The sequence below is a fragment of the Roseofilum sp. KMC-1 genome (genome assembly GCF_057802075.1).
The window spans coordinates 3,589,092-3,614,607 of the sequence record NZ_CM173605.1 but is presented as its reverse complement, the minus strand read 5'-3'; the positions used below and the strand labels follow the sequence as shown (position 1 = coordinate 3,614,607).

The 25,516-nt window shown below is 48.2% G+C and carries 22 protein-coding genes; 15 read left to right on the top strand and 7 right to left on the bottom strand.

What is annotated here, in order from left to right:
- Positions 1-79 precede the first annotated feature (79 nt).
- The 3 genes from AC3FZD_RS16610 to AC3FZD_RS16600 form a co-directional block, all read right to left on the bottom strand.
- Complete coding sequence (locus tag AC3FZD_RS16610; protein WP_488737096.1) at positions 80-1,039, bottom strand: glycosyltransferase family 9 protein; 960 nt, start codon at positions 1,037-1,039, stop codon at positions 80-82.
- Positions 1,040-1,171: 132 nt separating this feature from the next.
- Positions 1,172-4,837 carry a CHAT domain-containing tetratricopeptide repeat protein gene (locus AC3FZD_RS16605; RefSeq protein ID WP_488737095.1) on the bottom strand — a complete coding sequence of 1,222 codons (3,666 nt, stop codon included), beginning with the start codon at positions 4,835-4,837 and terminating at the stop codon, positions 1,172-1,174.
- Positions 4,838-4,973: 136 nt separating this feature from the next.
- Entirely contained in the window at positions 4,974-5,828 is an 855-nt protein-coding gene (locus AC3FZD_RS16600; protein WP_488737094.1) for a DUF4384 domain-containing protein, read from the bottom strand.
- Positions 5,829-6,080: 252 nt separating this feature from the next.
- Between AC3FZD_RS16600 and AC3FZD_RS16595 the strand changes: the two genes are divergently transcribed.
- From AC3FZD_RS16595 to ispD, 6 genes are all read left to right on the top strand, one after another.
- Complete coding sequence (locus AC3FZD_RS16595; RefSeq protein WP_488737093.1) at positions 6,081-6,677, top strand: GNAT family N-acetyltransferase; 597 nt, start codon at positions 6,081-6,083, stop codon at positions 6,675-6,677.
- Between the two features lie 63 nt (positions 6,678-6,740).
- Positions 6,741-7,451 (top strand): TauD/TfdA family dioxygenase, encoded by a 711-nt coding sequence (locus AC3FZD_RS16590; protein WP_488737092.1) that lies wholly within the window; start codon positions 6,741-6,743, stop codon positions 7,449-7,451.
- Positions 7,452-7,505: 54 nt separating this feature from the next.
- Positions 7,506-7,688, top strand: a complete 183-nt coding sequence (locus tag AC3FZD_RS16585) for a hypothetical protein (RefSeq protein WP_488737091.1) — start codon at positions 7,506-7,508, stop codon at positions 7,686-7,688.
- 178 nt (positions 7,689-7,866) lie between these two features.
- A complete protein-coding gene (locus AC3FZD_RS16580; RefSeq protein ID WP_488737090.1) occupies positions 7,867-8,424 on the top strand; it encodes a Uma2 family endonuclease in 558 nt (185 codons plus the stop codon).
- Positions 8,425-8,484: 60 nt separating this feature from the next.
- Positions 8,485-9,390, top strand: coding sequence for a hypothetical protein (locus tag AC3FZD_RS16575; RefSeq protein WP_488737089.1), 906 nt, complete (start codon positions 8,485-8,487; stop codon positions 9,388-9,390).
- 212 nt (positions 9,391-9,602) lie between these two features.
- The gene (gene ispD, locus AC3FZD_RS16570; RefSeq protein ID WP_488737088.1) at positions 9,603-10,295 is read left to right on the top strand and encodes a 2-C-methyl-D-erythritol 4-phosphate cytidylyltransferase; all 693 of its coding nucleotides are present in this window, start codon (positions 9,603-9,605) and stop codon (positions 10,293-10,295) included.
- Here the strand turns inward: ispD and AC3FZD_RS16565 are convergent.
- The 3 genes from AC3FZD_RS16565 to AC3FZD_RS16555 all read right to left on the bottom strand — a co-directional run bounded on the left by AC3FZD_RS16565 (position 10,292) and on the right by AC3FZD_RS16555 (position 12,360).
- Positions 10,292-11,392, bottom strand: coding sequence for a tetratricopeptide repeat protein (locus AC3FZD_RS16565; RefSeq protein WP_488737087.1), 1,101 nt, complete (start codon positions 11,390-11,392; stop codon positions 10,292-10,294). The genes ispD and AC3FZD_RS16565 overlap by 4 nt on opposite strands.
- Before the next feature lie 126 nt (positions 11,393-11,518).
- Entirely contained in the window at positions 11,519-11,815 is a 297-nt protein-coding gene (locus AC3FZD_RS16560; protein ID WP_488737086.1) for a DUF565 domain-containing protein, read from the bottom strand.
- A gap of 218 nt (positions 11,816-12,033) precedes the next feature.
- Positions 12,034-12,360, bottom strand: coding sequence for a DUF6737 family protein (locus AC3FZD_RS16555; RefSeq protein ID WP_488737085.1), 327 nt, complete (start codon positions 12,358-12,360; stop codon positions 12,034-12,036).
- On the opposite strand from AC3FZD_RS16555, the gene AC3FZD_RS16550 reads away from it, so the two are divergent.
- Both AC3FZD_RS16550 and AC3FZD_RS16545 read left to right on the top strand, forming a co-directional pair.
- Entirely contained in the window at positions 12,359-13,063 is a 705-nt protein-coding gene (locus AC3FZD_RS16550) for an ROK family protein (RefSeq protein WP_488737084.1), read from the top strand. The genes AC3FZD_RS16555 and AC3FZD_RS16550 overlap by 2 nt on opposite strands.
- Positions 13,064-13,218: 155 nt before the next feature.
- Positions 13,219-14,487, top strand: coding sequence for a hydroxymethylglutaryl-CoA reductase (locus AC3FZD_RS16545; protein WP_488737083.1), 1,269 nt, complete (start codon positions 13,219-13,221; stop codon positions 14,485-14,487).
- A gap of 40 nt (positions 14,488-14,527) precedes the next feature.
- On the opposite strand, the gene AC3FZD_RS16540 is transcribed toward AC3FZD_RS16545, so the two are convergent.
- On the bottom strand, positions 14,528-15,844 hold the full coding sequence (locus AC3FZD_RS16540) for a sensor histidine kinase (protein ID WP_488737082.1): 1,317 nt from the start codon (positions 15,842-15,844) through the stop codon (positions 14,528-14,530).
- 261 nt (positions 15,845-16,105) lie between these two features.
- Here AC3FZD_RS16540 and AC3FZD_RS16535 point away from each other — a divergent pair, with 261 nt between their 5' ends.
- The 7 genes from AC3FZD_RS16535 (at position 16,106) to AC3FZD_RS16505 (ending at position 25,413) form a co-directional block, all read left to right on the top strand.
- The gene (locus AC3FZD_RS16535) at positions 16,106-17,296 is read left to right on the top strand and encodes a type IV pilus twitching motility protein PilT (RefSeq protein ID WP_488737081.1); all 1,191 of its coding nucleotides are present in this window, start codon (positions 16,106-16,108) and stop codon (positions 17,294-17,296) included.
- A 106-nt stretch (positions 17,297-17,402) separates the two neighbouring features.
- Positions 17,403-17,663: a Nif11-like leader peptide family natural product precursor gene (locus AC3FZD_RS16530; RefSeq protein ID WP_488737080.1), complete on the top strand. Its 261-nt coding sequence runs from the start codon at positions 17,403-17,405 to the stop codon at positions 17,661-17,663.
- A gap of 231 nt (positions 17,664-17,894) precedes the next feature.
- Positions 17,895-19,418 (top strand): carboxypeptidase M32, encoded by a 1,524-nt coding sequence (locus tag AC3FZD_RS16525; protein WP_488740366.1) that lies wholly within the window; start codon positions 17,895-17,897, stop codon positions 19,416-19,418.
- 107 nt (positions 19,419-19,525) lie between these two features.
- Positions 19,526-20,734: an L-2-hydroxyglutarate oxidase gene (gene lhgO / locus AC3FZD_RS16520; RefSeq protein WP_488740365.1), complete on the top strand. Its 1,209-nt coding sequence runs from the start codon at positions 19,526-19,528 to the stop codon at positions 20,732-20,734.
- Positions 20,735-20,956: 222 nt separating this feature from the next.
- The gene (locus tag AC3FZD_RS16515; RefSeq protein WP_488737079.1) at positions 20,957-22,324 is read left to right on the top strand and encodes an NAD-dependent succinate-semialdehyde dehydrogenase; all 1,368 of its coding nucleotides are present in this window, start codon (positions 20,957-20,959) and stop codon (positions 22,322-22,324) included.
- A gap of 264 nt (positions 22,325-22,588) precedes the next feature.
- Positions 22,589-24,226 (top strand): acetolactate synthase large subunit, encoded by a 1,638-nt coding sequence (locus tag AC3FZD_RS16510; protein ID WP_488737078.1) that lies wholly within the window; start codon positions 22,589-22,591, stop codon positions 24,224-24,226.
- A gap of 437 nt (positions 24,227-24,663) precedes the next feature.
- Positions 24,664-25,413, top strand: a complete 750-nt coding sequence (locus AC3FZD_RS16505) for an ABC transporter permease (RefSeq protein ID WP_488737077.1) — start codon at positions 24,664-24,666, stop codon at positions 25,411-25,413.
- Positions 25,414-25,516 lie beyond the last annotated feature (103 nt).

Genomic DNA, 25,516 nt, shown 5'->3' with positions numbered 1-25,516 from the left:
TCCCCAGGGCAGGGTCTGCGGGAGCGTCGCTCTGAGCGAAGTCGAAGAGGGCTGGGAGATGAGGGCAAACGATAGAGAGCTAACTGCCTAAGATTTTCTCCAGTACCATTTGGGGGGTAATATCTGCCATTTTGCCCGTAGGGGAGGAAATACCGATATATTTATCACTGGCAGGGAGTAATTTTTGCGGGTCTGTGGGGCCAAAGAGGGCAATGGTAAAGGTTTTCACGGCTACAGATAAGTGCATGGGGGCACTATCGGTACAGAGCATGAGATTGGCATTGGCAATCATGGCAGCTAGTTTACCAATATCGGGGGGTGAGGTGACTTTTAAGCTGGGACTTCCTTGGATGAGTTGGCTCACCAGGGCTTCATCTTCGGGGCCTTTCAGCACAACCAGGGGTAAATTGGGTTGTTGCTGGCTGAGGGTTTGGAGAATTGCTTGCCATTTGGCGACAGGATAGATTTTATCAATGCCTTTGGTTTGGGCTAGTTGGCTCGACCCTCCATGAATTAAAACATAACCTCCTTCGCCGATGCCGAGTTTTTGTTGCTCTTGTTCAGCCCATTCAATGTCTTTTTTGGGGACGCTGAGGGAGAGTTCTGGACAGGGGCCGGTGATGTTGAGACCTTGGAGCAGGTCATAGTACATATGGGCGGCGTATTGCTCGGTTTTGAGGGGAATGGGGTTAGAGAGGAAAATAGACCCAGGGCCTTGATAGCTGATGCGGTTGGGAATACCGGTGAGCCAGAGGAGCAGGCCTACGGCCCAGCGTTGACCGAGAGAGATGGCGACTTCGTATTCGCGATCGCGTAAAATACCCAATAAATTCCCCCAGTCTGCGGGGGAGTTGCGGTCTTTGAAGTCAAAGGCAAAGATATTATTGATGGACTGACTGACGCGGTAAGCTCCCTTCGAGCGAGGTTCGACGATGACATCGATTTCAGCTTTGGGATAGGATTGTTTCAGGCGATCGAGCGTCGGGAAAAACAAGATTTGATCGCCAATGCCACCAGGAACAAGGGCTACTACTTTCATGACCTTCTGTAGAATGTATGAACGATTGCATTGTATAGCGGTTTCTGGTGGTATTGGGTAATCAATAGTGAATAATGAATAATTGATAACTCCTGTGACGGGGCCCCACTCCCCCACGCCCCCATTCCCCCATCAAACATTAACTGCCAATCCCCCAATGTCACCCTGGCACACCCACGCACCCCAATAATACGGATGGGCTAGGGGGCACTCTTCATCTGCGTAATTTCTCCCTATTCTCTGTAAAATTTCCTGTAAAATTTCCTGCCCCAACTGCGACTGGCGCAACTCCCCCGCCGTCACCCTGCGGACATCAGACTGAGCCGTAGCCAGGGCTGCGTTCCTTCCCAAACCTTGGTCGAGGGCGTGGAAAAAGCGTTCCATTAGATACGCCGTAGCCCTGGCAGGAACCGACCACAGGCTCATAACCAGGGTTTTTGACCCAGCGACCACAAACGCCCGGCGTAAGCCAAATACGCCCTCCCCAGAGGCCACCTCACCCAGTCCCGTTTCGCAGGCCATCAGGAGGCTCAGTTCATTGCCCCACAGGTCTAAGGACGCGAAATCCAGAGCAAACAGAATCCCCTTCATCCCCTCTGGGAGCGGCTTACCCTGGTTCCAGGCATTCGCTCCCGCTAGGGCAACCCCCGCCCGATGCATGGCATCCTCCGCATCTTCCCCATCTAGGCGGCTGGGGGGATGGTCGTTGAGGTAGGCTTGGATTTTGGGGGTGAGAGCGCGGAGCTGTTGGCTAATTTGGGGACTATCAGCCTCGAAGTATTGGGCGAATTCTTCGACCACTTCCAATAGGCGCGGGTTCATTAAGTTGGGATGTTTCTCAAAGAGTTGGGTTTCTTGTCCTGCATCAGCTACGAGTAATTTTTGAACCAACTGAATATAAGGCTTTCGTCCCGTGCGGGCGAAGCCGTGGGTGGCAATAACCAGGATACGAGGACAGGGGCTATGGGTGAGACGAGTAGACACCGCCTCCTTATCCAGATAGGGTTGCGTCTTCAGCCGTTCAGCCGCTTGGCGACCAAAAATATCCGTTCCCACCGCACGGTTAAACCCGGAAAGCGTCGCCAGGGTTTCCACTCCCAACTTGCCCTGAGCCATTCCGGTTCCCTGAGCCATTCCCGCGCCCTGAGCCATTCCCGTTCCCTGAGCGGAGTCGAAGGGAACCCCATCCCAGTTGTAGTCAGGGTCAGCTAGAATCGTTGCCGGACAGACATTCAGCTTACGCTTCGGTAGCTGGCGCGGCAGCAGGTCGCGTCCTGAACTCAGATAACTCATACTATATCTATTGCCTAGATAAGACCTATCTCCCCTCGCCCGTGGGAGAGGGGCTGGGGGTGAGGGCATCGGCAAAATCTGGAACGGCAGCACATTCAGTTCACCATCCGGAGCCAGGAACCAGTGGGAAGCCTCAGCCAACGCCTCAGTTAACGGTTGACAGAGAACCTGATAGACTTGCTCTTCCGTCTGCAACTGTTCCCTTGCTTTCTGCTCCCGCTCCTTTTTCTTCTGCTCCAAAAACTCTGGTGTAGGACGCGCCAGGTTATCCCCTGGGCCAGTGAAATAGCTGCGAAACTGGGTAATCAACTCGTCGAGAGCCTCCGCTTCTCCCAAATCAATTAACCGCACCTGCTCCGGTTGATGAGCCATCACCGTAAACGCCAGATAGCGCTCCTCCTGCCATTTCTTGCCTTTTTCTGCACCGAAATCATAGCGTTGGAAGCGGACAAACTCCACCAGTGCCGAGCCTTCTGGCAGTTGCTCGGCCACCACTTGCCGGTCGATGGTTTGTAGATTCAGTTGCAGTTCCGGGATTTCCTGCGCCAGTTGTCTTTCCAGGCTTTCCGCTTGCGCTTGCAGGCCTTTGAGGCGCTGGCGATAACTGTCTCGCTGTTGTCGGTAAACCTCTGGGTCAATCTGGAAAGCGGGTGGGGTATACGTCGCTTCCCGCAGTTGCTCCAGAGCCTCTTGCCACTGACGGAACAGAGCAGCCACCCTTTCTCCATAGTGCCCCCCATGGATAGCCGCACTCTGAGCTGTCAGAGCAGCCATCGTCAGGGACTTGCGGCGCAACAGGGCATCGAGGGCAGCCCCCACCGCTTCCTGGCTCTGGGCGAGATGCTGGGAAATGAGACTCAGGAATAAATCATAGGTTGCCCGGTTGGATTGCAGATAGTCCCGGCGCTCCCGGTCAGAATGGGTGCTGAAGATATAGCGCAGTCGGTTTTGTTCGCACTCTAGAGCGGCTTGGAATTGCTGCAACGCTTCTGGGTATCTGCCTTGAGACTCGTACAACCCTGCCAGGTTGTTCAGGTGGGTGGCAAGGGAGGGATGGTTTTTGGGCAGGGCGATGCGGACTATCTCAAGAGCTTCTTGGTACAGGGGTTCCGCTTCTGGGTATCTGCCTTGAGACTCGTACAACCCTGCCAGGTTGTTCAGGTCGGTGGCAAGGGAGGGATGGTTTTTGGGCAGGGCGATGCGGTCTATCTCAAGAGCTTCTTGGTACAGGGGTTCCGCTTCTGGGTATCTGCCTTGAGACTCGTACAACGCTGCCAGGTTGTTCAGGTGGGTGGCAAGGGAGGGATGGTTTTTGGGCAGGGCGATGCGGTCTATCTCAAGAGCTTCTTGGTACAGGGGTTCCGCTTCTGGGTATCTGCCTTGAGCCTTGTACAACCCTGCCAGGTTGTTCAGGTGGGTGGCAAGGGAGGGATGGTTTTTGGGCAGGGCGATGCGGACTATCTCAAGAGCTTCTTGGTACAGGGGTTCCGCTTCTGGGTATCTGCCTTGAGACTCGTACAACCCTGCCAGGTTGTTCAGGTCGGTGGCAAGGGAGGGATGGTTTTTGGGCAGGGCGATGCGGTCTATCTCAAGAGCTTCTTGGTACAGGGGTTCCGCTTCTGGGTATCTGCCTTGAGACTCGTACAACGCTGCCAGGTTGTTCAGGTGGGTGGCAAGGGAGGGATGGTTTTTGGGCAGGGCGATGCGGTCTATCTCAAGAGCTTCTTGGTACAGGGGTTCCGCTTCTGGGTATCTGCCTTGAGCCTTGTACAACCCTGCCAGGTTGTTCAGGTGGGTGGCAAGGGAGGGATGGTTTTTGGGCAGGGCGATGCGGTCTATCTCAAGAGCTTCTTGGTACAGGGGTTCCGCTTCTGGGTATCTGCCTTGAGACCGGTACAACCCTGCCAGGTTGTTCAGGTGGGTGGCAAGGGAGGGATGGTTTTTGGGCAGGGCGATGCGGTCTATCTCAAGAGCTTCTTGGTACAGGGGTTCCGCTTCTGGGTATCTGCCTTGAGACTCGTACAACCCTGCCAGGTTGTTCAGGTGGGTGGCAAGGTCGGGATGGTTTTTGGGCAGGGCGATGCGGACTATCTCAAGAGCCTCTTGGTACAGGGGTTCCGCTTCTGGGTATCTGCCTTGAGACTCGTACAACGCTGCCAGGTTGTTCAGGTGGGTGGCAAGGTCGGGATGGTTTTTGGGCAGGGCGATGCGGACTATCTCAAGAGCCTCTTGGTACAGGGGTTCCGCTTCTGGGTATCTGCCTTGAGACCGGTACAACAGAGCCAGGTTGTTCAGGCTGGTAGCTGTGTTTTCATGCCCATTTCCCCACCGCTCCCGCGCTAGTTCTACCGCTCTCTCTGCTAGGGGAAGGGCTGCTGCATATTGTCCCTGTTGGTACAGTTGTACGATTTGCTGGTTTAGTGATTTCCACCTTAAGGGCTGGATGATCTTTTTAAACCACTGTTGGACAGGCTTGATGAATTTGCACATTCGTTGTTCATCCATGGTTCAATTAACAATTAACAATTAACAATTAACAATTTTCAGGTCGGCGACAGCAGCAGATGTTGAAGTCCCTCTCCCGTGAGAGAGGGATTTAGGGAGAGGGATTTTCCGCAAAGCGGACATGAAAGGGAGAGGGCTAATACACCTCATATTCCGTATACAATAACCGTCCTTTCGTCGCCTTGCCCACATAATCCAACACCTGCTCTAACTGCGTCGGTTGCAACACCAACGCCTCCTGGCGGCTTTGCTCCAACCACTCAAACCCAGGACTCCCTGGAGTCAGCAGCGCCAACCACTGCTCCTTACCCACCTCCGTTGCGGCAAATGTTGGATGGGGTGCTTTCTCTTGGGGAAACTGATGCACCCCATCCTTAAGCAGACTTTGCGGCGCATACTCCGACGGACACAAACACACCACCGTCCCATTCGGTTCCTGCTCCAATAGGGTTAGATGAGTCGATTCTGCTACCGTCATCTCCAACTTTAACTCGCTGCCCTTCTTCACCCGCTCCACATAACGCTGAGAAGAGGAATGACGTGCCCCCAAGTGACTCACCTCGGCCTGTGCAGGTACTTCAAGAAACCCCATTTGCTGCGTCGGTTGCGCCTTCTGCCTAAGCATCTCCCATAACCAGGGTTCATACTTCGTTTGCTCCAACCATTCGCGCACCTTCAGCCAAAGCTTTTTACCATTCTCTTGATACGGATACCTCGCCTTTTTCAGAGCCTTGGTAACGTTTTTCCCCCAATGATTTTTCCGCGCAGCTTCAGTATCGATCGAAGATAAAAACAATTCATCCCACTGCTTCGTTAAGTTATCTTTACATAACCGCGTCTTAAAGACAGCAGCCGCAGTCGGAGAAAGGTTCAGGTTCGTCGCCACACTCTCCAGAAACTCCATTTCATAGCGTTCTGGAATCTTGATAGAATTCACTACCTTTACATTAAGTTCTTCCATAACGTTCACCTCTATCTTGTCGGTTTCCATAGCCTTATTATAGAGATTGTGCCGAGCAAAAACAGGGATTTCTTCAGAACGGAGACATTTTGAGACATTTTGAGACAATTGGAGATATCCAGAGACAAAATACGACAATTGAGACAATTAAAGATGTTCAAAGACAAGCTAAGACAATTGATAAAAACGCGCCTTTTTCTTTAAAAACAAGTAGACAAAAGTAGACATAACTATTAAATCAATCTGATATCTTAAAGGTGTCGAGTTTAGGAGACTCCAGTTATGGAGAAAACGGCACTATTACCCTCCCCAAAGCGCTGTAATGGCAAGATTAACTTGATCCCATGCGCCAATCATCCTCACTTTCCTGAGTTTTTTGGGGAGTTGGTTCAAGATCCTGAAGTCATGCGGCATATCGGGAAACCGATTAAAGATCAACGTCTCCTTGAGGAGAAAGTACAAGAACATTGTAATAATCCCCACGCATTCGTTGTTACTGAAGAAAATCCTCTTGAGCCAAAAGGTATTGTTGCGGTACGCCAATCTAAGGAGGAAGGTTATCTTTCGATTGAGTGTTCTTGCTGTAACCAAATTCGGGAGCAAAGGCTAGGAGATATCTTCCAAATTAGCTATCGAATCCACCCCCAATCCCAAGGCAAAGGCATTTGTACCCAAGCCACTTCTCAGCTTATAGAGTGGGCTTTTCGGGAGTGGAATTTACCCAGTTTAGCAGCGTTAATTCAGCTCGAAAATTATGCCTCAATCAAGGTAGCCCGGAAACTGGGTTTGCAGTTGGTGGGGACATTCCTGTATAGCGGCAATTTATGGGAATACCATAAAATCACGCAAGCCCAGTATCTTGCTGCTCGCGGTTTTTAATTCAACAAAAAACCTTAAGCCGAAATTTCGACTTAAGGTCACACACTAATTTTCAACACTATTATGTTATCACTCAAACTCAATGGCTTTGATGCCATCAGCGAAAGCCTGTATCGAAAGGGTTGGGTCTCCCTTGCCAATGTCCCCCAAAACACCTGGCAAACCGTGGCAAAACAGATTACTGACTCCTCACCCATGACCCAAGAAAACGGTCAAACGGTCTATGATGTCAAAGCCAATTCCAGCAAGCAAAAGCAGTCAGACTCCCAAAGCCAGAACCCCCTCCGTCCCCATACCGATGGGAGTGATTTACTGGTTCCTCCGAACTATTTGGCTTTGCATGGTGTCCACCCTGACCGGTTTGGCGGTGGCTATACGACTTTTGCCGATGGTGAAGATTTGCTCTTGTCTCTCACGGAGAGTGACCAACAAAAGATGCTCGAAAATCAGTATTCTTTTGTCTCTAAAGACGGCAAACAAAAACAGGTGAGTCGCATCCTCTCCCTGAATCAGAGTAAACCGCTATTTCGCTTTTCTTACAACACCCTGATTTATGGGACTCCCTCCCCAGAGATGACCCAAACTTCGCCTTTGGCTACCGATCCTTGGTTGCTGTACATCTGCAATAAAATTGTCGCTTGGTTCGAGCAAAATTGCGAGTCTATCCGCATTCCTCAAAACGGTTTATTGATTATCAATAACCATCGAATGCTCCATTCGCGCACTGCCTACTCTGATGCCAAGCGCCATCTCCAACGGCTGTGGTTAATCTAAACTCCCCAGTCCCAATTCTGTCTAGTTTATCCCATTGTTTACGAGGTTAAAATCATGTCTCAATCCTTAATTGCTTTCGTTTCCGGTGTCGCTCAATCCGTAGTTGAGAACACTTACGATGAAGAATATCGAATCGAAGTCAAAGAACACCCCAATGAAAGCCCTACCGTCCATGCGTGGCACACTGCTGGTCGTTTAGTTGGTGGTACGATCAAAGCTCTGTTCACCGGTTCTTAATCTCTCATAACGACTGTCCCTCATCCCCCTACCCCTCCTTCGGCTTCGCTCAGGACGGCGCTTCTCCCGCAGGAGAAGGGGGAAAACCAAAAATCCCTGGGAGAGGGATTTTCCTGCGTGGTTATGGGTGAACCCGCCCAAGTGGTCTACACTAATTCATTATTCATTGCTCATGATTATGGTTGTTGCCTCTCAACTGTCTCTCGAAGCCTTTCTCAACCTCCCAGAAACCCAACCCGCACAAGAATATAGTAATGGCCAAATCTCTTCTAAACCCATGCCTAAAGGACGACATAGCCGGTTGCAAACGGGTTTAGCTACTGCCCTCAATCAGGTGGCAGAACCGGAAAAGATTGCCCTAGCATTTACCGAACTGCGCTGTACATTTGCTGGTCGTTCTCTGGTTCCCGATATTAGCGTCTTTTCCTGGCAATGCATCCCCTTAAACCCAGAAGGAGAAGTTACCGATACCTTTACTGCTGCCCCCAATTGGGTGATTGAAATTCTCTCCCCTGAGCAAAGTTCTACGCAAGTGATTGAAAAGATTCTCTTTTGTCTGAATCATGGTACAGAGTTAGGCTGGTTAATTGACCCAGAGGTACGTTCTGTGATGAGCTTCGAGCCTCAACAACAACCCCAAGTTCACCAAGGGGAAGCCATTCTCCCCACCTTGAGCATTTTACCGGGGTTTCGCCTCTCCTGCGATGGTTTGTTTGGTTATTTAACCTTGTTATAATTGATTATGGTAAAACCCGCCCCTACCAACCCCATTTTTAATTTTTAATGTTGAATTGAAATGACTCGGCAACCTCACGATCAATTTGCCAAAGCCTACCTCAAAGAACTGCTCGAACCCCTAGGAACCGTGGAAATTAGCCGGGAAATTCCAGGCGAAACCCTACAAATTGACCTCTTTTTCCAACCCTCCCCCGAACCTCCCAGCAACCCTTCACCTTTGGGTTTACTGGCTCAACTTGCCTCTACTCCTTGCCTGTGGGAACCTTTCCGCAACTGTCCGAGTAAACGAGAAATTAGTAGCTGTCTGCTCAAAATCTTGTACATCCATGGGGAATTCTACCGTCAGGCAAAGCGAGATGCACAACCTATCGAGACCGAAACCTTACCCACCCTGTGGATTTTAACCCCCACCATATCCAAAAGAGTTATAGAACTGTGTGGCGCTGGCTCAGATGCAGAAAACTGGTGTACCGGAGTTTACCGGTTTGCCGAGATTTTGCACACCGGAATTATCGCCATTAACCAACTTCCGGAAACCCCAGAAACCCTCTGGTTAAGACTTTTGGGAAAAGGGGGAACCCAAAAAAGAGCGATTCAACAAGTGCTAGAGTTGCCAGAAAATGATCCGCAACGGCGTAATATCCTAGAGCTAATTGGAGTATGGCGAATTAACGTACAAGCTAAAATAGACCTCAATCCAGAAGATCAGGAGTTAGTTATGGAGTTATCACCAGCTTACTTAAAATGGCGAGAAGATACGATTCAAGAAGGTGTTCAGCAAGGTGTTCAGCAGGCTAAACGGATGACAATTGAAACGTTGTTGAGGACTCGGTTTGGTTCTTTGGATGAGGAGTTAGTGGGCATTATAGATGGCTTGATGGAATTGTCTCTAGAAGAGTTGATTCCTATTTGTATGCAAACGTCTCGTGAGGAATTGTTAGCCCAATTTAGTCTAGAGAATTAGAGTAATAAGGTTCAAAGAAGCTGGGTTTCTTGAAGAAACCCGGCTTCTCGCTTGTGTACGATCAATGGTAAACTGCTGAGATACTCCAGAAGGGGGGCGGGTTTCCGCTTCGCGGACATGAACAGGGAATTGGTTGGTGGGTATTCTAGTTCATGGTAAAACCCGCCCCTACAAATTCATTGAAAATTACTAATTGTTAATTGCTAACGACTATGCATGTATTGATTCCAGCAGCAGGGATGGGTAAGCGGATGGGGAGCGATCGCAATAAAATGCTGTTGAAAGTATTAGGCGATCCTTTGCTGGCTTGGACGCTCAGAGCAGCAGAAGCGGCTGAAAGGGTTGAGTGGATTGGCATTATGGGACAACCGACGGATTTTCCAGCCTTTGAAGAGATTATCGGCAGCTTAGGCTTGCAAAAACCCGTCCATTTGATCGTGGGGGGTTCGACGCGCCAAGAATCGGTTTACAACGGCTTACAGGGGCTGCCAGAGGGCGCTAAAGGGGTTTTGATCCATGATGGGGCGAGGTGTTTGGTGACTCCGGAACTCTTTGACCGATGTGCGATCGCCCTCCAAGAGTGCCAAGGATTAATTGCGGCTGTGCCGGTTAAAGATACCATTAAGGTCGTCAATAGCGAACATTGGATCGAAAGTACCCCTAACCGCGCCAATCTTTGGGCTGCCCAAACTCCCCAAGGGTTTGCCGTAGATGTGATTAAAGAATGCCATGAAAAGGGACGCGCTCATGGCTGGGAAGTCACCGATGATGCAGCCTTATTTGAGCAATGCCAATTACCGGTAAAAATTGTACTGGGAGAAGAAACCAATATTAAGGTAACTACTCCCAGTGATTTGGCGATCGCCGAGCGCATTCTGCAACAGCGATCTGAATCTATCGCTTAATCTAGCTCGTCCATCAAGGCTTTGACCTGATCGATGCCCTCGCGATCGCCCGCCACCTGATAGAGTTGTAGGGCGCTTTGTAAAACAGCAAGGGCTTCCTGTTTGCGATCGCGCTCTTTCAGAGCCAACGCCAACTTATAATAGCCTTGGGGATCTTGGGGAGCCAGTTGCACCACTTGACGATAGGTGGCGATCGCCAATAGGATATCATTGCGCCTCATCAGAATATCCCCCATAGCTCGATGGGCATCTACCAAATTGCGATCCAAAGAAACCGCCCGTTGATAGGCTTGATAGGCTTCTGGCCAATTTTCAAAGCTCTCTTGAATTTTACCAATGGTCATATAAATGGCTGGATTGCGGGAATCCAATTGAGCCGCCTTTTCCAAAGCTTCACGGCCTAAATCCAGATTACCGCGAGCCAACCAGGCACTAGCTAACTTAATCTGAATACTCCCAGAACGAGGATTGAGTTGTTCAGCTTGTCGTAGGTGTTGAATCGCTGGATCGAGTTGCCCTTCTTTGAGTAACATGGCTCCCAGTAACTCATGGGCTTGAAAATTGCGAGGATCAGCCCTCAGTACCTGTTCATAGGTTTGTTTAGCAGCCGCAAAATTATTTTGTCGCCATTGCACTACACCCAAACCCAGATAAGCATCTAAATTATTCCGATCGAGCTGAATGGCTTGTTGATAAGCTATTTGGGCAGAGGCATTATCGCCAATCTTGGCTAAACTATGGCCGAGGGCATAGTAAAAGTCTCCATTTTCGCGATCGTAAATTACTGCCTGACGATAGGCTTGGGCAGATTCGGCAAAATTCCCTTGCATGGCTTGCAAATAGCCAATACCGGAATAGAGGCGAGCATTTTGGGGATCTAATCTCAGGGCTTGTTGATAAACTTGAATGGCCCTAGGATAATCTCTCGCTTCCACAAACTGATTCCCCTGCTCCAAGAGAGCATCAAGTTGGGCATCATTGGGCGATCGCTGGGCAATCCATTCTACCCCTTCAGAAGCTTGAGCGGTTGAGGGCGCAACCCCCTGGAAACCTCCCCAAACCAATAGAGTAGCTAAGAATAAGCTGGATTTATGCATGTTTGGTAATCAACAGATCTTGTGTGAGGGATTTGTAAACAAAATTTACTCTTTCTTTAGAATTCCAGCAAGGGGGATGGGGAGATGGGGAGATGGGGGGATGGGGGGATCAATTATTCCCGATTCTCAAGACCCTAACTTAAAGGCTTCGACAAATAAGCTATACATTAAACCAATTTTCAAGCCATTAATTACATCTCGCCAGAGATTATCTTGACTCCAAAGCTTAGAGCCATAAATGAGGCGATTAAGAGTTTCCACGCCAATCACCAAAATGGCGGCTACCACAATATCCTCTTGTGCCTTTTGACCGGCGAGGGTAGACAGGGCTGTACCGAGGAAAAAACCGAATAAAAAACTAATGGTCAGTAAGGACAAGCGCCGCCAAGGATTGCGTAATACCCTAGCGATCTCCTGACTCAAAACGCTGAAGAGTTCATTTAGACGAGTATTCTGCGTAACCCTATCCTCCGGATGAAACTCAATGCTAAAATTAAGAGTAACCCATTCACTCCATTTTTACCAAACCGTGACTATCTCTGTAGAATTTATTGAAGGAACGTCAGAAGAAATTAGCGGTATTAGTTTGCGAAAACGCCCCAATTCTGACACTAAAATCGTGGTTTTGAGTTTCAGGGAGCCTAAGTTTCCGATCGATCTAAAGGGGGATCGAGGGGTAATAAGCCGCTCTGTTGGATCAGTTTGGGCCAAATGAGGATAAAGTAGCTCATCCACAGGAGTATGGGTAGGGAGAAGAGCAGGGAAAACCACCAGCGATGAAGGATAATCCAACTGAGGGCGATCGCCATAACTCCAGTTAAAAGGATAGACCAGGGTTGACACCACCAGGGCTTATAGTGCCAAACACTCACGGGTTTTGGGGGTAGGGGTTCAGACATGGGTGAAAATTGGGTGTAATTCAGAATTTGATTGTAACGGAAATATTTCTCAGAGAGAGAGGGAACCATGGCTAAATCGAAATCAACAGCTCATACCCTGGCAATTGATATTGGGGGCAGTGGCATTAAGGCGATGGTATTGGATCGACAAGGGCATCCTCTGGGCGATCGCCTCCGGGTAGAGACTCCCCAACCCCCTACACCAGAGGCAGTCTTAGCGGCGATCGCCCCTTTAGCCGAACAAGCCGGAGCTTTCGATCGGGTTTCCGTTGGCTTTCCCGGAGTCGTCCGCCACGGTATCGTTTATACCGCCGTCAATCTCCATCCCGATTGGGTCGAATTTGATCTCGCCTCCACCCTCTCTGAATCCTTGGGTAAACCGGTAAGAGTCGCCAATGATGCCGATATTCAGGGCTTTGGAGCCATTTGTGGTGAAGGCGTAGAACTGGTGATCACCCTGGGAACCGGCTTTGGAACTGCCTTATTTGTGGATGGTAAACTGGTTCCCAACCTAGAAGGGGGTCATCATCCCTTCCGTAAAGAACAAACCTATGAGCAACAATTGGGACGCGCCGCCCTAGAGAAAGTAGGGTCAAAAAAATGGAATAAACGCTTGCAAAAGGCGATCGTCCAACTCCAACATCTGTTTAACACCGATCATCTCTATCTAGGGGGAGGAGAAGCAAAAAAAGTGGACTTTGAACTGCCCAAAAATGTCAGTATTGTTCCTAACATTAAGGGTCTTTTAGGTGGCATTGCCCTTTGGAAGTAAATAATAGCAATTAAAATTGTAGGGTACGTTACGCTGTCGCTAACGCGCCCTACTGGATTGACTACCGCCAAAACCCAAGAACCCATTAAAAGGCTGTCATAGGGGTGGGAACAGTTCTGCAACTTATGCCTTAAACATTAACTATTAAGCCCATTATGTCTACCTCCCATCGTCAAGCCAACGAATATATCCGAGAACTCCTAGATGAGAACCCTCTTACGGAACTCTCAGAGAAACTCCAACCTAACCCTAAACCTTTACCGCGCAAGTTTCGTGGCGCGTTTCGTCTCAGTCGTCAGCGAGTGGAACAGCATTGGAAGCAACTGGATACTTCCCCAGAAACCCAAGCGAATTTGTTAGATGGGCAAACCCTCTCTCAATTGCCAGCCTATCAGTATAATATTGAAAACTTTATCGGTACAGTGAAACTACCCGTCGGTATTGCTGGCCCCCTACGGGTGAATGGACTGTTTGCCCAAGAGGATTATTATGTGCCTTTAGCGACGACTGAAGCGGCCCTAGTTGCCTCCTATTCGCGGGGATGTCAACTGATTTCAGAAGTCGGAGGATGTCAAGTTTTATTGCTCAATGAAGCTGTAAATCGCACTCCTGGGTTTGCCTTTCGCAATTTGCAAGAGGTGGGTTTATTTTTGGCTTGGGTGGTGGGGCAACAGGAAACTTTTAAGCAAGAAGCAGAAAAGACGACGCGCTACGGAAAGTTAATTGATACCCGGATTACAGTAGAGGGCAACCATGTTTATCTGGATTTTCAGTTTACGACTGGGGATGCGGCGGGTCAAAATATGGTGACTTTAGCGACGGATGCGATATGTCAGTACATGCTCCGTCAGAGTCCTGTAACTCCGCAATATTGGTTTATTGAGGCGAATCTATCGGGGGATAAGAAGGCCAGCGCCCAATCGTTTTCTGGAGTGCGAGGAAAAAAAGTGACCGCAGAAGTAACCGTACCCGCTAACTGGGTTGCCCAACGGTTGCATACGACTCCAGAACAAATGGTGAACTATTGGCGGATGTCGGCTTTGGGGGGAACGATGAGCGGGACGATAGGCATTCAAGGTCATTATGCCAATGGGTTGGCGGCGTTGTATATTGCTTGCGGTCAGGATGCGGCTTGTGTGGCTGAGTCTGCGGTGGGGGTGACGCGGTTTGAGTTAACGCCAGAGGGAGATTTATATGGGGCGGTAACGTTGCCGAATTTGATTGTGGGTACGGTAGGGGGAGGTACGGGGTTACCGAGTCAGCAGGCTTGTTTGCAGATTTTGGGGTTAGCGGGTGCGGGTAAGGCAAGGGCGTTTGCTGAACTGTGCGCGGGGTTGGCGTTGGCGGGGGAGTTGTCAATTATTGGGGCGTTGTCTGCGGGGGAGTTTGTGCAAGCTCATGCTCGGTTGGCGCGGGAGCGGTAAGAGGGATGAAAAATCTGCTTTCTGAGAACTGCGCTTTACCCTAGGTAATGGGTAATTCGACGATCAATTCTGTTCCCTGATGGAGGTTAGAGTGACAATAGAGTTTACCTTGATGTTGTTCGGTAATAATTTGATAGCTGATATAGAGACCGAGACCATTATGGTTTTTACCTAACTTCGTGGTGAAAAAGGGCTGAAAAATTTGCTCTTGTATGGCTTCTGATATCCCGATGCCATTATCGGTGATGGCAAGCCTCACTCCTCGCTCTTGAAGGGATAATGTGGCAATCTTTAAGGTTTTGTTTGGCACTGCATGTTCTTCTAAAGCATCGATCGCATTATTGAGGATATGCATGATCGCCTGGTTCAGTTGTCGAGGATAGCAGGAGATGGGGGGAAGGTTACTATATTCACGGATAACGGTAATCTGGGGGCGATCGCCATCATTGGTGAGTCGATGTCCCAATAGTAATAAATTATGCTCAATTGCTTCCTGTAGATCGACTTTTTTATAATCTGATTCATCCAAGCGGGAAAATTTACGCAGGGAGTTAACAATGGTTTGAATGCGATCGATGCCCACTTGAGCCGATTTAAGGAGTTGTTGAAGATCTTGACTCAAAAACTCTAAATCGATATTTTCCAGTAAATTTTGTAAAGTTTTCGGTGGATGCGGATAGTGGTTTTGGTAAGCTTGAACTAAGGACAGTAATTCTTGTGAATACTCTCCCAAATGATGGAGATTTCCCTGAATAAATGCCGTTGGATTATTAATCTCATGGGCAACCCCCGCAACCAACTGTCCCAAAGCTGACATTTTAGCACTCTGGATTAATTGAGCTTGGGTCTGTTGAAGATGCCTTAATTTTAACCTCAATTCCATCTGAGAGATGACCTGTCGCCCTAACGCTTTCAAGGCCTTCAATTGTTCGTCACTCAGATGGCGAGGAACTCGATCTATGGTACAAAGTGTGCCGATAGCATATCCATCGGGGGTGACTAGAGGAGTGCCCGCATAAAAGCGAATATTGGGTTCTGAGGTGACTAAGGGATTGGTCGCAAACCGCTCATCCTCTAGAGTATTGGGAACCACTAAAAGTCGATCGGGTTGGTTAATAGCATGGGCACAAAATGCCATCTCTCTGGGCGTTTCTGTGGCATCTACGCCTACTTTTGATTTAAACCACTGCCGATTTTGATCGACCAAACTCACGAGAGCAATGGGAGTTTCACAAATATATGCAGCCAGTTGGGTAAGATCGTCAAAAGCTTCTTCTGCGGCAGTGTCTAAGATTTCGTACTTCTCTAGGGCCTGCAAGCGCTCAGTTTCATGGCTAGGAATGGGTGGAATCTTCATTTAAGAGTGGGTTTTGATGCTAAATTAGGCTAAGTGCGAAGGGGGATAGAAAAAACTCCATTTTACCAAAGAGCGGTGATGAGAGTCTTTACAAAATATAGTTCTGCCAGAAAAAACTATCGAGAGTGCGATCGCGCTCCTCAGTTTCCTAGAGAAAAAAGTATACCTCTAACATGGCTTCCCCCAAGGACAACCGGATGATTTATGTGCCAGAATATTAAAATCGATCCTAGTTAAAGCCAAAGAGAGGAGAATCCTAACATGACTGTTTCTGATACCGATCGCGGTCAAAATTTAACTAAAAAACCCTTGCCCCCCCCTAGTCACGGACAGATTTCTCAACCCTTTCAACCGGGAAATTTAATCAAGAAAATTGTGCAGCACGCCCACAGCAATAAAGCCTCTGATATTCATATTCGAGTGGGGCAGGTGACTCGATTTCGAGTCCGGGGCAAGATGATGAAATTAAAAGAACAAAACGCCGTAACTCCAGAACTATTTGAACAATATCTAGCAGATATTCTCACCCCGGAACAACGGCAAAAATTTGCCCAAGATAAAGAATTAGATACCGCCGTATTTTATGAAGGATTGGTGCGCTGTCGGGTCAATTGTTTTGAGTCTCTGACTGGGGGAGCAATGGTGTTGCGGTTGATTAGTTTGGAGATTCCCACCATCGAGCAATTGGGTTTACCCGAAGTGCTACAGGATCTCATTTGTAGTCAACAAGGTCTAATTTTAATCACGGGGCCAACGGGGTCAGGAAAATCAACGACATTGGCGGCCATGATTGATTTTCTTAATAAGACTGAACATAAGCATATTGTCACCATTGAAGACCCGATTGAATATGTGTATCCGTCCTATAAGTGTCTGCTCAGTCAACGGGAAGTGGGTTTACATACCCATGATTTTCACCAGGCTTTGCGGGCCGTTTTGCGGGAAGACCCGGATGTGATTTTAATTGGAGAAATGCGCGATCGCGTTACAATCAGTACGGCTCTGCAAGCAGCTCAAACGGGTCATTTAGTGCTAGGAACTCTCCATACTCGGAATGCGATTAATGCCATTAACCGGCTGTTAAACCTCTATAATGCAGAGGAACAGCACGCGGTTCGTATTCAAGTCGCCGATTCTCTGGTGGGTGTCGTCGCCCAATTATTACTGCCGACTACGGATGGTCGCAGAACAGCGGCCCATGAAATCTTGGTGAATACTCCCGCTATGCAAGATTACTTATTAAAAGGGGCTGAAGAGCAAGCCTTCCAATTAATGCAAGCGGGTCAGATGGATGGCATGTGTGTCATGAATCAATCTCTGTATAAACTGATTTTAGACGGCCGAATTACGATTGAGGAAGCCCAAAAGAGTTCTGCCGATCCGGGTGAGTTGGATCGGTTAATGAGGACGGGTGGTTATGATACCCACCAATCTCCAAGGGATTGGCAGTAGTTGGAAAAGTTTCAGTTCTGGCATTGGATGAATGCAGTAAAATTATTCTCAGTAAGCTGTACAAGAGTAGCTACTCGATCTATGCAATCAGGAGGAGATGCTTGTTATGTCACAGGAAGAAGTGATGCGGTTTTTAAAAGATGTGAATCAAGATCATGATTTACGGACTTCTTTGGAAGAAGCGGCTGACCCCCAGGCATTTATTCAGATGGTACACCAGTTGGGATACCAGTTTGAAGCAGGGGAACTGGAAGAGGTGGCCCATGAACAAAGTCAGGGAATTATCACTCGCAGACCGACGGGAGTGTGGCATTGGTTACGCACGGTCAATTGGATCGATCGCTCGCAAACGACCCATTCTTTGTAAAGGGGGAGTCGGGGGAGTGGTCTGTGTAGAATCGAAGCAAAGATGGGATAAGATAACCTATCTAAACTCAAAAACTCTCGCCAGAGTGCTAAACTCAACTCATTCTTGAGTCAAGACTTGAGTGAACAGCACAACATTATCCAGGGTGTCATCATGATTATTGGGAAGCTTTGAGTAACTCTTCCCCATAGCTGAATCCAAACTCATTCACTCCATTCTTTGTGAACCATGATAGCAACCCTGAATTCCACAACCCCTCAATTAGAAGAACTGAAAGCGCGGGTCACTGAGATCTACGATATTAATGCGGCTGTTTCTGTCCTCTCTTGGGATCAAGCGACGTATATGCCCTCTGGTGGGGCCGGGGCGAGGGGAAGACAAATGGCCCTATTGCGGCAAATGGCCCATCAAAAGCTGGTTGATCCTCGGTTGGGACAGTTGTTGGCGGATTTAGAAACTGGGCAAAAAAACGGGGATTATCATTCCCCAGAAGCGAGTTTAATTCGCATCACTCGTCGGAATTATCAGAGAGCCATTCAAGTGCCTGGGGATTTTGTGGCCCAGTTTTCGGCCCATCGCAGTCGCTGTTATGAAGCTTGGGCGAAAGCGAAGGAAGAGGACAATTTTGCTCTGGTGCAACCGGAGTTAGAAAAAACCCTGGATTTTACTCGCGAGTATGCTGGTTTTTTTTCTGGGTATGACCATATTGCCGATCCATTAATTGAAGAGGTGGATTATGGGATGACGACGGCAACTTTGCGACCGTTGTTTGCCCAGTTGCGCCAGAAGTTAGTACCGTTGGTCGAGGCTATATCTTCTTGTCCCCAACCGGATGTTTCCTGTTTACAGCAAGGGTTCGACCGCCAAAAACAGTTGCAATTTACCCTGAATCTGTTGCGGCAAGTGGGGTATGATTTTCGTCGCGGTCGTCAGGATGAAAGCTTGCATCCGTTTACCACCAGTTTTTCCATTGGTGATGTGCGAATTACGACTCGTGTTCGAGAAAATAATCTCACGGAGGCTCTGTTTAGTACAATCCATGAAATGGGTCATGCTTTCTATGAGCAGGGATTAGATCCGAGTTTAGAAGGTACGCCTTTAGCAGAAGGGACATCGGCGGGAGTCCATGAGAGTCAGTCGCGGCTGTGGGAAAATTTGGTGGGGCGATCGCCAGAATTTTGGCAGTATTTTTATCCCCAATTACAGGGGATTTTCCCGGAGCAACTCAAAGATGTTGCTTTAGATCAATTTTACCGAGCCATTAACCGGGTGGAGCGATCGCTCATTCGCACGGATGCCGATGAAGTGACCTATAATCTCCATGTGATGATTCGCTTTGACCTGGAGTTAGAATTACTCGAAGGCTCCTTAGAAGTGCGAGATCTGCCCGAAGCTTGGAATGCTCGCTATCAGTCCGATCTCGGAGTCTGTCCAGAGAGCGATCGCCAGGGTGTGCTTCAGGATGTTCATTGGTATACCTCCACCCTTGGAGCCATGTTCCAATGCTACACATTAGGCAACATCATGAGCGCCCAAATTTATCAAGCGGCTCTTCAGGATCTTCCCCACATCAAAGACAACATTGCCCAAGGTGATTTTGCCCCCTTGCATCAGTGGTTGATCGAGCATATTTATCAATTTGGCAGTGTCTATACCCCCCTAGAGTTAATGCAAAAAGTCACCGGTAGCGATCTGACCATTACTCCGTTTGTGGATTATATTGAGCAGAAATATCGGCAATTGTATGATTTCTAAGGAGTTGACTAGAAACCGGGTTTCTGGCTAATCTTTGTGTTGGTCTCTTAAACTTGGGTAGAAACCCGGTTTTTTTCCCGATAACAACATCATAGAGGAGATCCATGATGCATGATTTTACCGTGATTGGCGGAGGAATAGTGGGTTTAGCTACAGCTCTAGCACTGCAAAATCGTTTTGCCAATGCCCAAATAGCCGTGTTAGAAAAAGAGCCTCAATTAGCCTGCCATCAAACGGGAAATAATAGTGGTGTGATTCATTCCGGGATTTATTATAAACCCGGAAGCTTGAAAGCGCGATTGAGTCGTGCTGGAGCAAAATCTATGGTTGAGTTTTGCCAACAGCATGATATTCCCCATGATGTGTGTGGTAAAGTGATTGTCGCCACGGCAGAAGAGCAACAGCCCGAATTGGAAAAACTCTATCAGCGCGGGTTAGAAAATGGGTTAGATGTGGCGAAAATAACGGCTGAAGAAGTGCAGGAAATTGAGCCTCATGTAAGCTGTTTAGCGGGAATTCGGGTCAAAACTACCGGCATTGTTGACTATCGCCAAGTCTGTGAAAAATATGCCCAGTTAATTACCCAATCTGGGGGCGAGATTCGCCTGAATACTAAGGTGGAAAACTGGCGCGAGAGGGTGGAAACTATTATTTTAGAAACTTCCCAAGGGGAGATTGAAGCTAAATTTGTGATTAACTGTGGGGGATTATTTAGCGATCGCCTCACCGAAATGAGTGGGGTGCAGCCCCAAGCCAAAATCATTCCCTTTCGCGGTGAATATTACGAATTAAAGCCGGAAAAACGGTATTTGGTCAAAAACCTCATTTATCCGGTTCCCAACCCAGAATTCCCCTTTTTAGGCGTTCACTTTACCCGCATGATCGATGGCTCTGTCCATGCGGGGCCCAATGCAGTGTTAAGTTTGAAACGGGAAGGCTACCGAAAAACAGATGTGGATCTGGCGGATGTGGCCGAAATGCTCAGTTATCCTGGACTGTGGAAACTGGCGGCTAAACATGGGAAAGAAGGGATTAAAGAGATTATCCGCTCCTTTAGTAAGGCGGCTTTTGTCCATAGTCTGCAACAATTAATTCCCGAAGTGCAAGCAGAAGATGTGATTCCCACCCATGCGGGGGTTCGCGCTCAAGCGTTGAAACCGGATGGCGCTCTAGTGGATGATTTTTTGATTCTCCAGGATAAGCGGAAAATGCATATTTGTAATGCACCTTCTCCTGCGGCAACGGCTTCTTTGGAAATTGGTCAGGAAATTGCCGCACAAGTGCCTGAACTGCGGGGACTTGTCACGAATCCCTGAGTATCGATCCACAGATTAAGGACTATCAGACATATTTCTTAACATTAAATGGAGTGACTACAATCCCTAAGTGATACAAATTGTAGAGTTTCAATCTGTGAATTCTCCATTGTATCTAAAATTTAAATAAAGACAATCTGTAAAAGTCTTTTGCCGGAAAGACAAGTCTCCAATCAGGCAAAAGGCTTTTTTATCGCATGATACATTTGAGGAAGAAACGGCATGGGCATTGCTACTGTTAACCCAGCAACCGGAGAAACTTGTAAAACGTTTTCGGCACTCACAGATGCTGAACTAGAGAAGAAATTAGCTTTAGCACAACAAGCCTTTTTAGACTATCGTCAGACTTCCTTTGACCAAAGAGCCACTTGGTTAAAGCAAACGGCAGATATTGTGGAAGCAGGGGCGGAGAAATTTGGTAAAATTATTACCTTAGAAATGGGGAAACCCATTAAACAAGCGATCGCCGAAGTGAAAAAATGTGCTTTAGTTTGTCGCTACTATGCCGATAATGCTGAAAGCTTCCTCAGTCCAACTTATACCGAAACCGATGCTAGTGAAAGCTTTGTCACCTACGATCCCTTGGGGGCGATTCTGGCAGTGATGCCTTGGAATTTCCCCTTCTGGCAAGTCTTCCGCTTCGCTGCTCCAGCACTAATGGCGGGTAATGTGGGACTGCTTAAACATGCCTCTAATGTGCCCCAATGTGCGATCGCCCTGGAAGAAATTTTTACCCAAGGCGGTTTCCCCCCTGGAGCCTTCCAAACCCTGCTCGTGGGTGCAGATAAGGTAGCCCAAATTGTCGCGGATGACCGGGTAAAAGCGGCTACTTTAACCGGATCGGAACCCGCAGGCGCTAGTTTAGCCTCTATTGCGGGCAAACACATTAAGAAAACGGTTCTCGAACTGGGTGGAACCGACCCCTTTATTGTGCTGGAGAGCGCCGATCTCGATGCTGCGGTGGCTGCTGCGGTAACGGCGAGACTGCAAAATAACGGCCAGTCCTGCATTGCCGCAAAACGGTTTATTGTGGTGGAGGCGATCGCCGATCGCTTCCAAAATGCCCTGGTAGAAAAATACCATCAACTCAGTATTGGCGACCCCATGGACGAGGACAACGACATCGGCCCCCTAGCCACTCCCAGTATCCTTAAAGAAGTTGATGAACTGGTACAAGCCTGTGTTAGTCAGGGTGCAGAAGTGCTTATTGGTGGCAAACCTTTAGGCGATCGCCCCGGAAACTACTACCCGCCCACCATTTTAGCCAACATTCCCCCCGGAACTCCCGCCGATACCGAAGAATTTTTCGGCCCTGTAGCCTTGCTATTCCGGGTCAAAGACATCGATGAAGCCATTGCCGTAGCTAATTCGACCTCTTTAGGACTAGGGGCTAGTGCTTGGACAAGCAACGAGCAAGAGCGCGATCGCCTAATTCGTGACCTAGAAGCAGGAGCCGTTTTTATCAATGGCATGGTCAAATCTGACCCCCGTCTTCCCTTCGGTGGCATCAAGCGATCGGGCTACGGCCGAGAACTGAGCGTCGAAGGCATCCGCGAATTTGTCAACCTCAAAACGGTTTGGATCAAATAATTGAGTAATGGGTAATGAGTAATGGGTAATAGGTAATAGGTAATAGGTAATGGGTAATAGGTAATAGGTAATGGGTAATAGGCGATCGCCCCATTCCCCCATTCCCCCATTCCCCCATCCCCCCTATCCCCCTATCCCCCTATCCCCCATTCCCCCATTCCCCCATTCCCCCATTCCCCCATCCCCCCATTCCCCCATTCCCCCATTCCCCCATTCCCCCATCCCCCCATCCCCCTATCCCCCTATCCCCCTATCCCCTTTCCCATGAATACCGCAGAATTACTGGTTCGTTGTTTAGAAAATGAAGGCGTTGAATATATCTTTGGACTCCCTGGAGAAGAAAACATGGCAGTGCTAAAAGCACTCACCCACTCCTCCATCCAATTTGTTACCACCCGCCACGAACAAGGTGCAGCCTTCATGGCCGATGTTTATGGTCGTCTTACCGGTAAAGCCGGGGTGTGTTTATCCACCCTCGGCCCCGGAGCCACCAACCTCATGACTGGGGTTGCCGATGCCAACCTCGATGGCGCTCCCCTAGTCGCCATTACCGGCCAAGTGGGTACAGACCGGATGCATATTGAATCCCATCAATATCTCGATTTGGTTTCCATGTTTAGTGCGGTTACCAAATGGAATACCCAAATTGTACGTCCGAGCAATACTAGGGAAATTGTCCGCCGGGCTTTCAAAATTGCCCAAACCGAAAAACCCGGTGCAGTTCATATTGATTTACCCGAAAATATTGCCGCTATGCCCGTAGAAGGTGACCCCTTGCAACGGGATAAAAAAGATAAATTTTTTGCCGCTTATCATAGTCTTAATGAAGCGGCTTTAGTGATTTCTAAAGCCAAATTTCCGGTGATTTTAGTAGGGAATGGAGCCATTCGAGCTAATGCCAGTGAAGCCTTAACAGAATTTGCTACCCATTTGAATATTCCTGTGGCTAATACTTTTATGGGTAAAGGCGTAATTCCTTACGATCATCCCTTGTCTCTGTGGACAACCGGATTAAAACAACGGGATTTTATTAGTTGTGCCTTCGATCGCACGGATTTAGTGATTGCCATTGGCTATGATTTGATTGAATATTCCCCGAAAAAATGGAATCCTGATAACAAAATTCCCATCATTCATATTGGTGCAAACCCCGCCGAAGTTGATAGCAGCTATATTCCTCAAGTGGAAGTGGTGGGCGATATTTCTGATTCGCTGTTGGAAATTTTGCGGCGCTGTGAGCGATCGGAAAAAGCCGATCCCTATATTCAGCAATTGCGCTCAGATATTCGCGAAGATTACGAACAATATGCTAACGATCCAGGGTTCCCGGTAAAACCGCAAAAAATTATCTATGATTTGCGGCAAGTGATGGGACCGGATGATATTGCGATTTCCGATGTGGGCGCTCATAAAATGTGGATGGCTCGCCATTATCATTGCGATCGCCCCAACACCTGTATTATTTCTAACGGGTTTGCTGCCATGGGCATTGCCATTCCAGGGGCGATCGCCGCTAAATTGGTGTATCCCGATCGCAAAATCGTTGCTGTCACCGGTGATGGCGGCTTCATGATGAACTGTCAGGAACTCGAAACCGCTCTGCGAGTAGGAACGCCCTTTGTCACCATCATCTTTAACGATGGCGGTTACGGCTTAATCGAATGGAAGCAAGAAGACCAATATGGGGAATCTGCCTTCATTAAATTTACCAACCCCGACTTCGTTAAATTTGCTGAAAGCATGGGAGTAAAAGGATATCGAGTCGAGTCATCAGAAGACTTACTCCCCATCCTCAAAGAAGCCCTAGAACAAGATGTTCCTGCCATTATTGACTGTCCTGTAGACTATCGAGAAAATGCCCGCTTTAGCAAAAAAGCCGATGGCTTAAGTTGTATCACTTAAGCAGTTTATCGATACTATAGTCAATTCGGTTAACAGTGAGACATACAGCAGTTTTCGCTGTTATGTGGGACATTGCGATCCCCCTAAATCCCCCTTAAAAAGGGGGACTTTCTTATTCCCCCCTTCTTAAGGGGGGCTAGGGGGGATCTTTCCAATGTACTTCATTACAGCACTCAATGCTGTAATTGTAGGGGCGTTCATGTCGCGAAACGAAACGGCTGTTCGCCCCTACAGATACGCTTTTTAACGATAGCTAAAATGGCTCAAAGCGCTACCCAATCTGTTATTTTTTCCCCCATTAACCGACAATCTACACTAAAGTGATATATTAAAATTTGTTAACTTTGACTGTTCCCTAACTCGCCGTGGCTTTTCTCAAACCTCTATATCGTCGTTATCCCTCACTCTACCAACTGTCTACTCTCTGGGCAGATAGTATGACCATTTTATGGGGAGAATGGCTCGATTTGCGGGTCAGACTTGTACCCGTCGCGGCTTCTGGCTTAGTCTCTCCCCTCATCTATATTCTCGCCTTTGGTTTCGGACTCGGTTCAACCCTCGATAGGGCAATGACTCCCCCAGTAGGCGATACCTATTTAGAGTTTATTTTACCGGGAATGGTCGCCCTTTCTTCGATGACCATTAGTTTTGCCGGAACCGTATTTTCCATTTGTGGGGAACGTCTGTATACGAAAAACTTTGAGGAAATGTTGCTTATGCCCGTTCACCCCTTAGCCTTATATTTGGGGAAAATGCTGGCGGGAGTGGTGCGCGGCTTAATGACTTCGGGTTCAGTAATTTTAGTTGCTGTCTTGTTTACAGGCAAGGCTTGGAGTTTCTTGAATCCGTTATTTTTACTCTTGATTATCCTCAATTGTGCTGTTTTTGCCGGCTTAGGGGTGTTAGTCGGTTTGCAGGTGAAATCGTTAGAAACCGTGGGACTTTATAATAATTTTCTGATTATTCCCATGTCATTCTTAGGGGGTACATTTTTTGATCCCTCTACCCTTCCCAGTATACTCAAAGGGATTGTCTATTTATTGCCGTTAACCTATACTACCTTGGGCTTGCGATCTGCGGCTTATAATATGGCTCAGTTTCCCTGGTATTGTATCCCAGCGTTGCTGATTATGGCGATCGCCCTTTCCCTAGTTGGCGCTCGTGAATTCACCAGTCAACAAGACTAATCAATTAAAAATTAAAAATTAAAAATTAAAAATTACAGCACTTTACGCGGTAATGAGGTACAGCCGAAAAAGATCCCCCCAACCCCCCTTAAAAAGGGGGGGA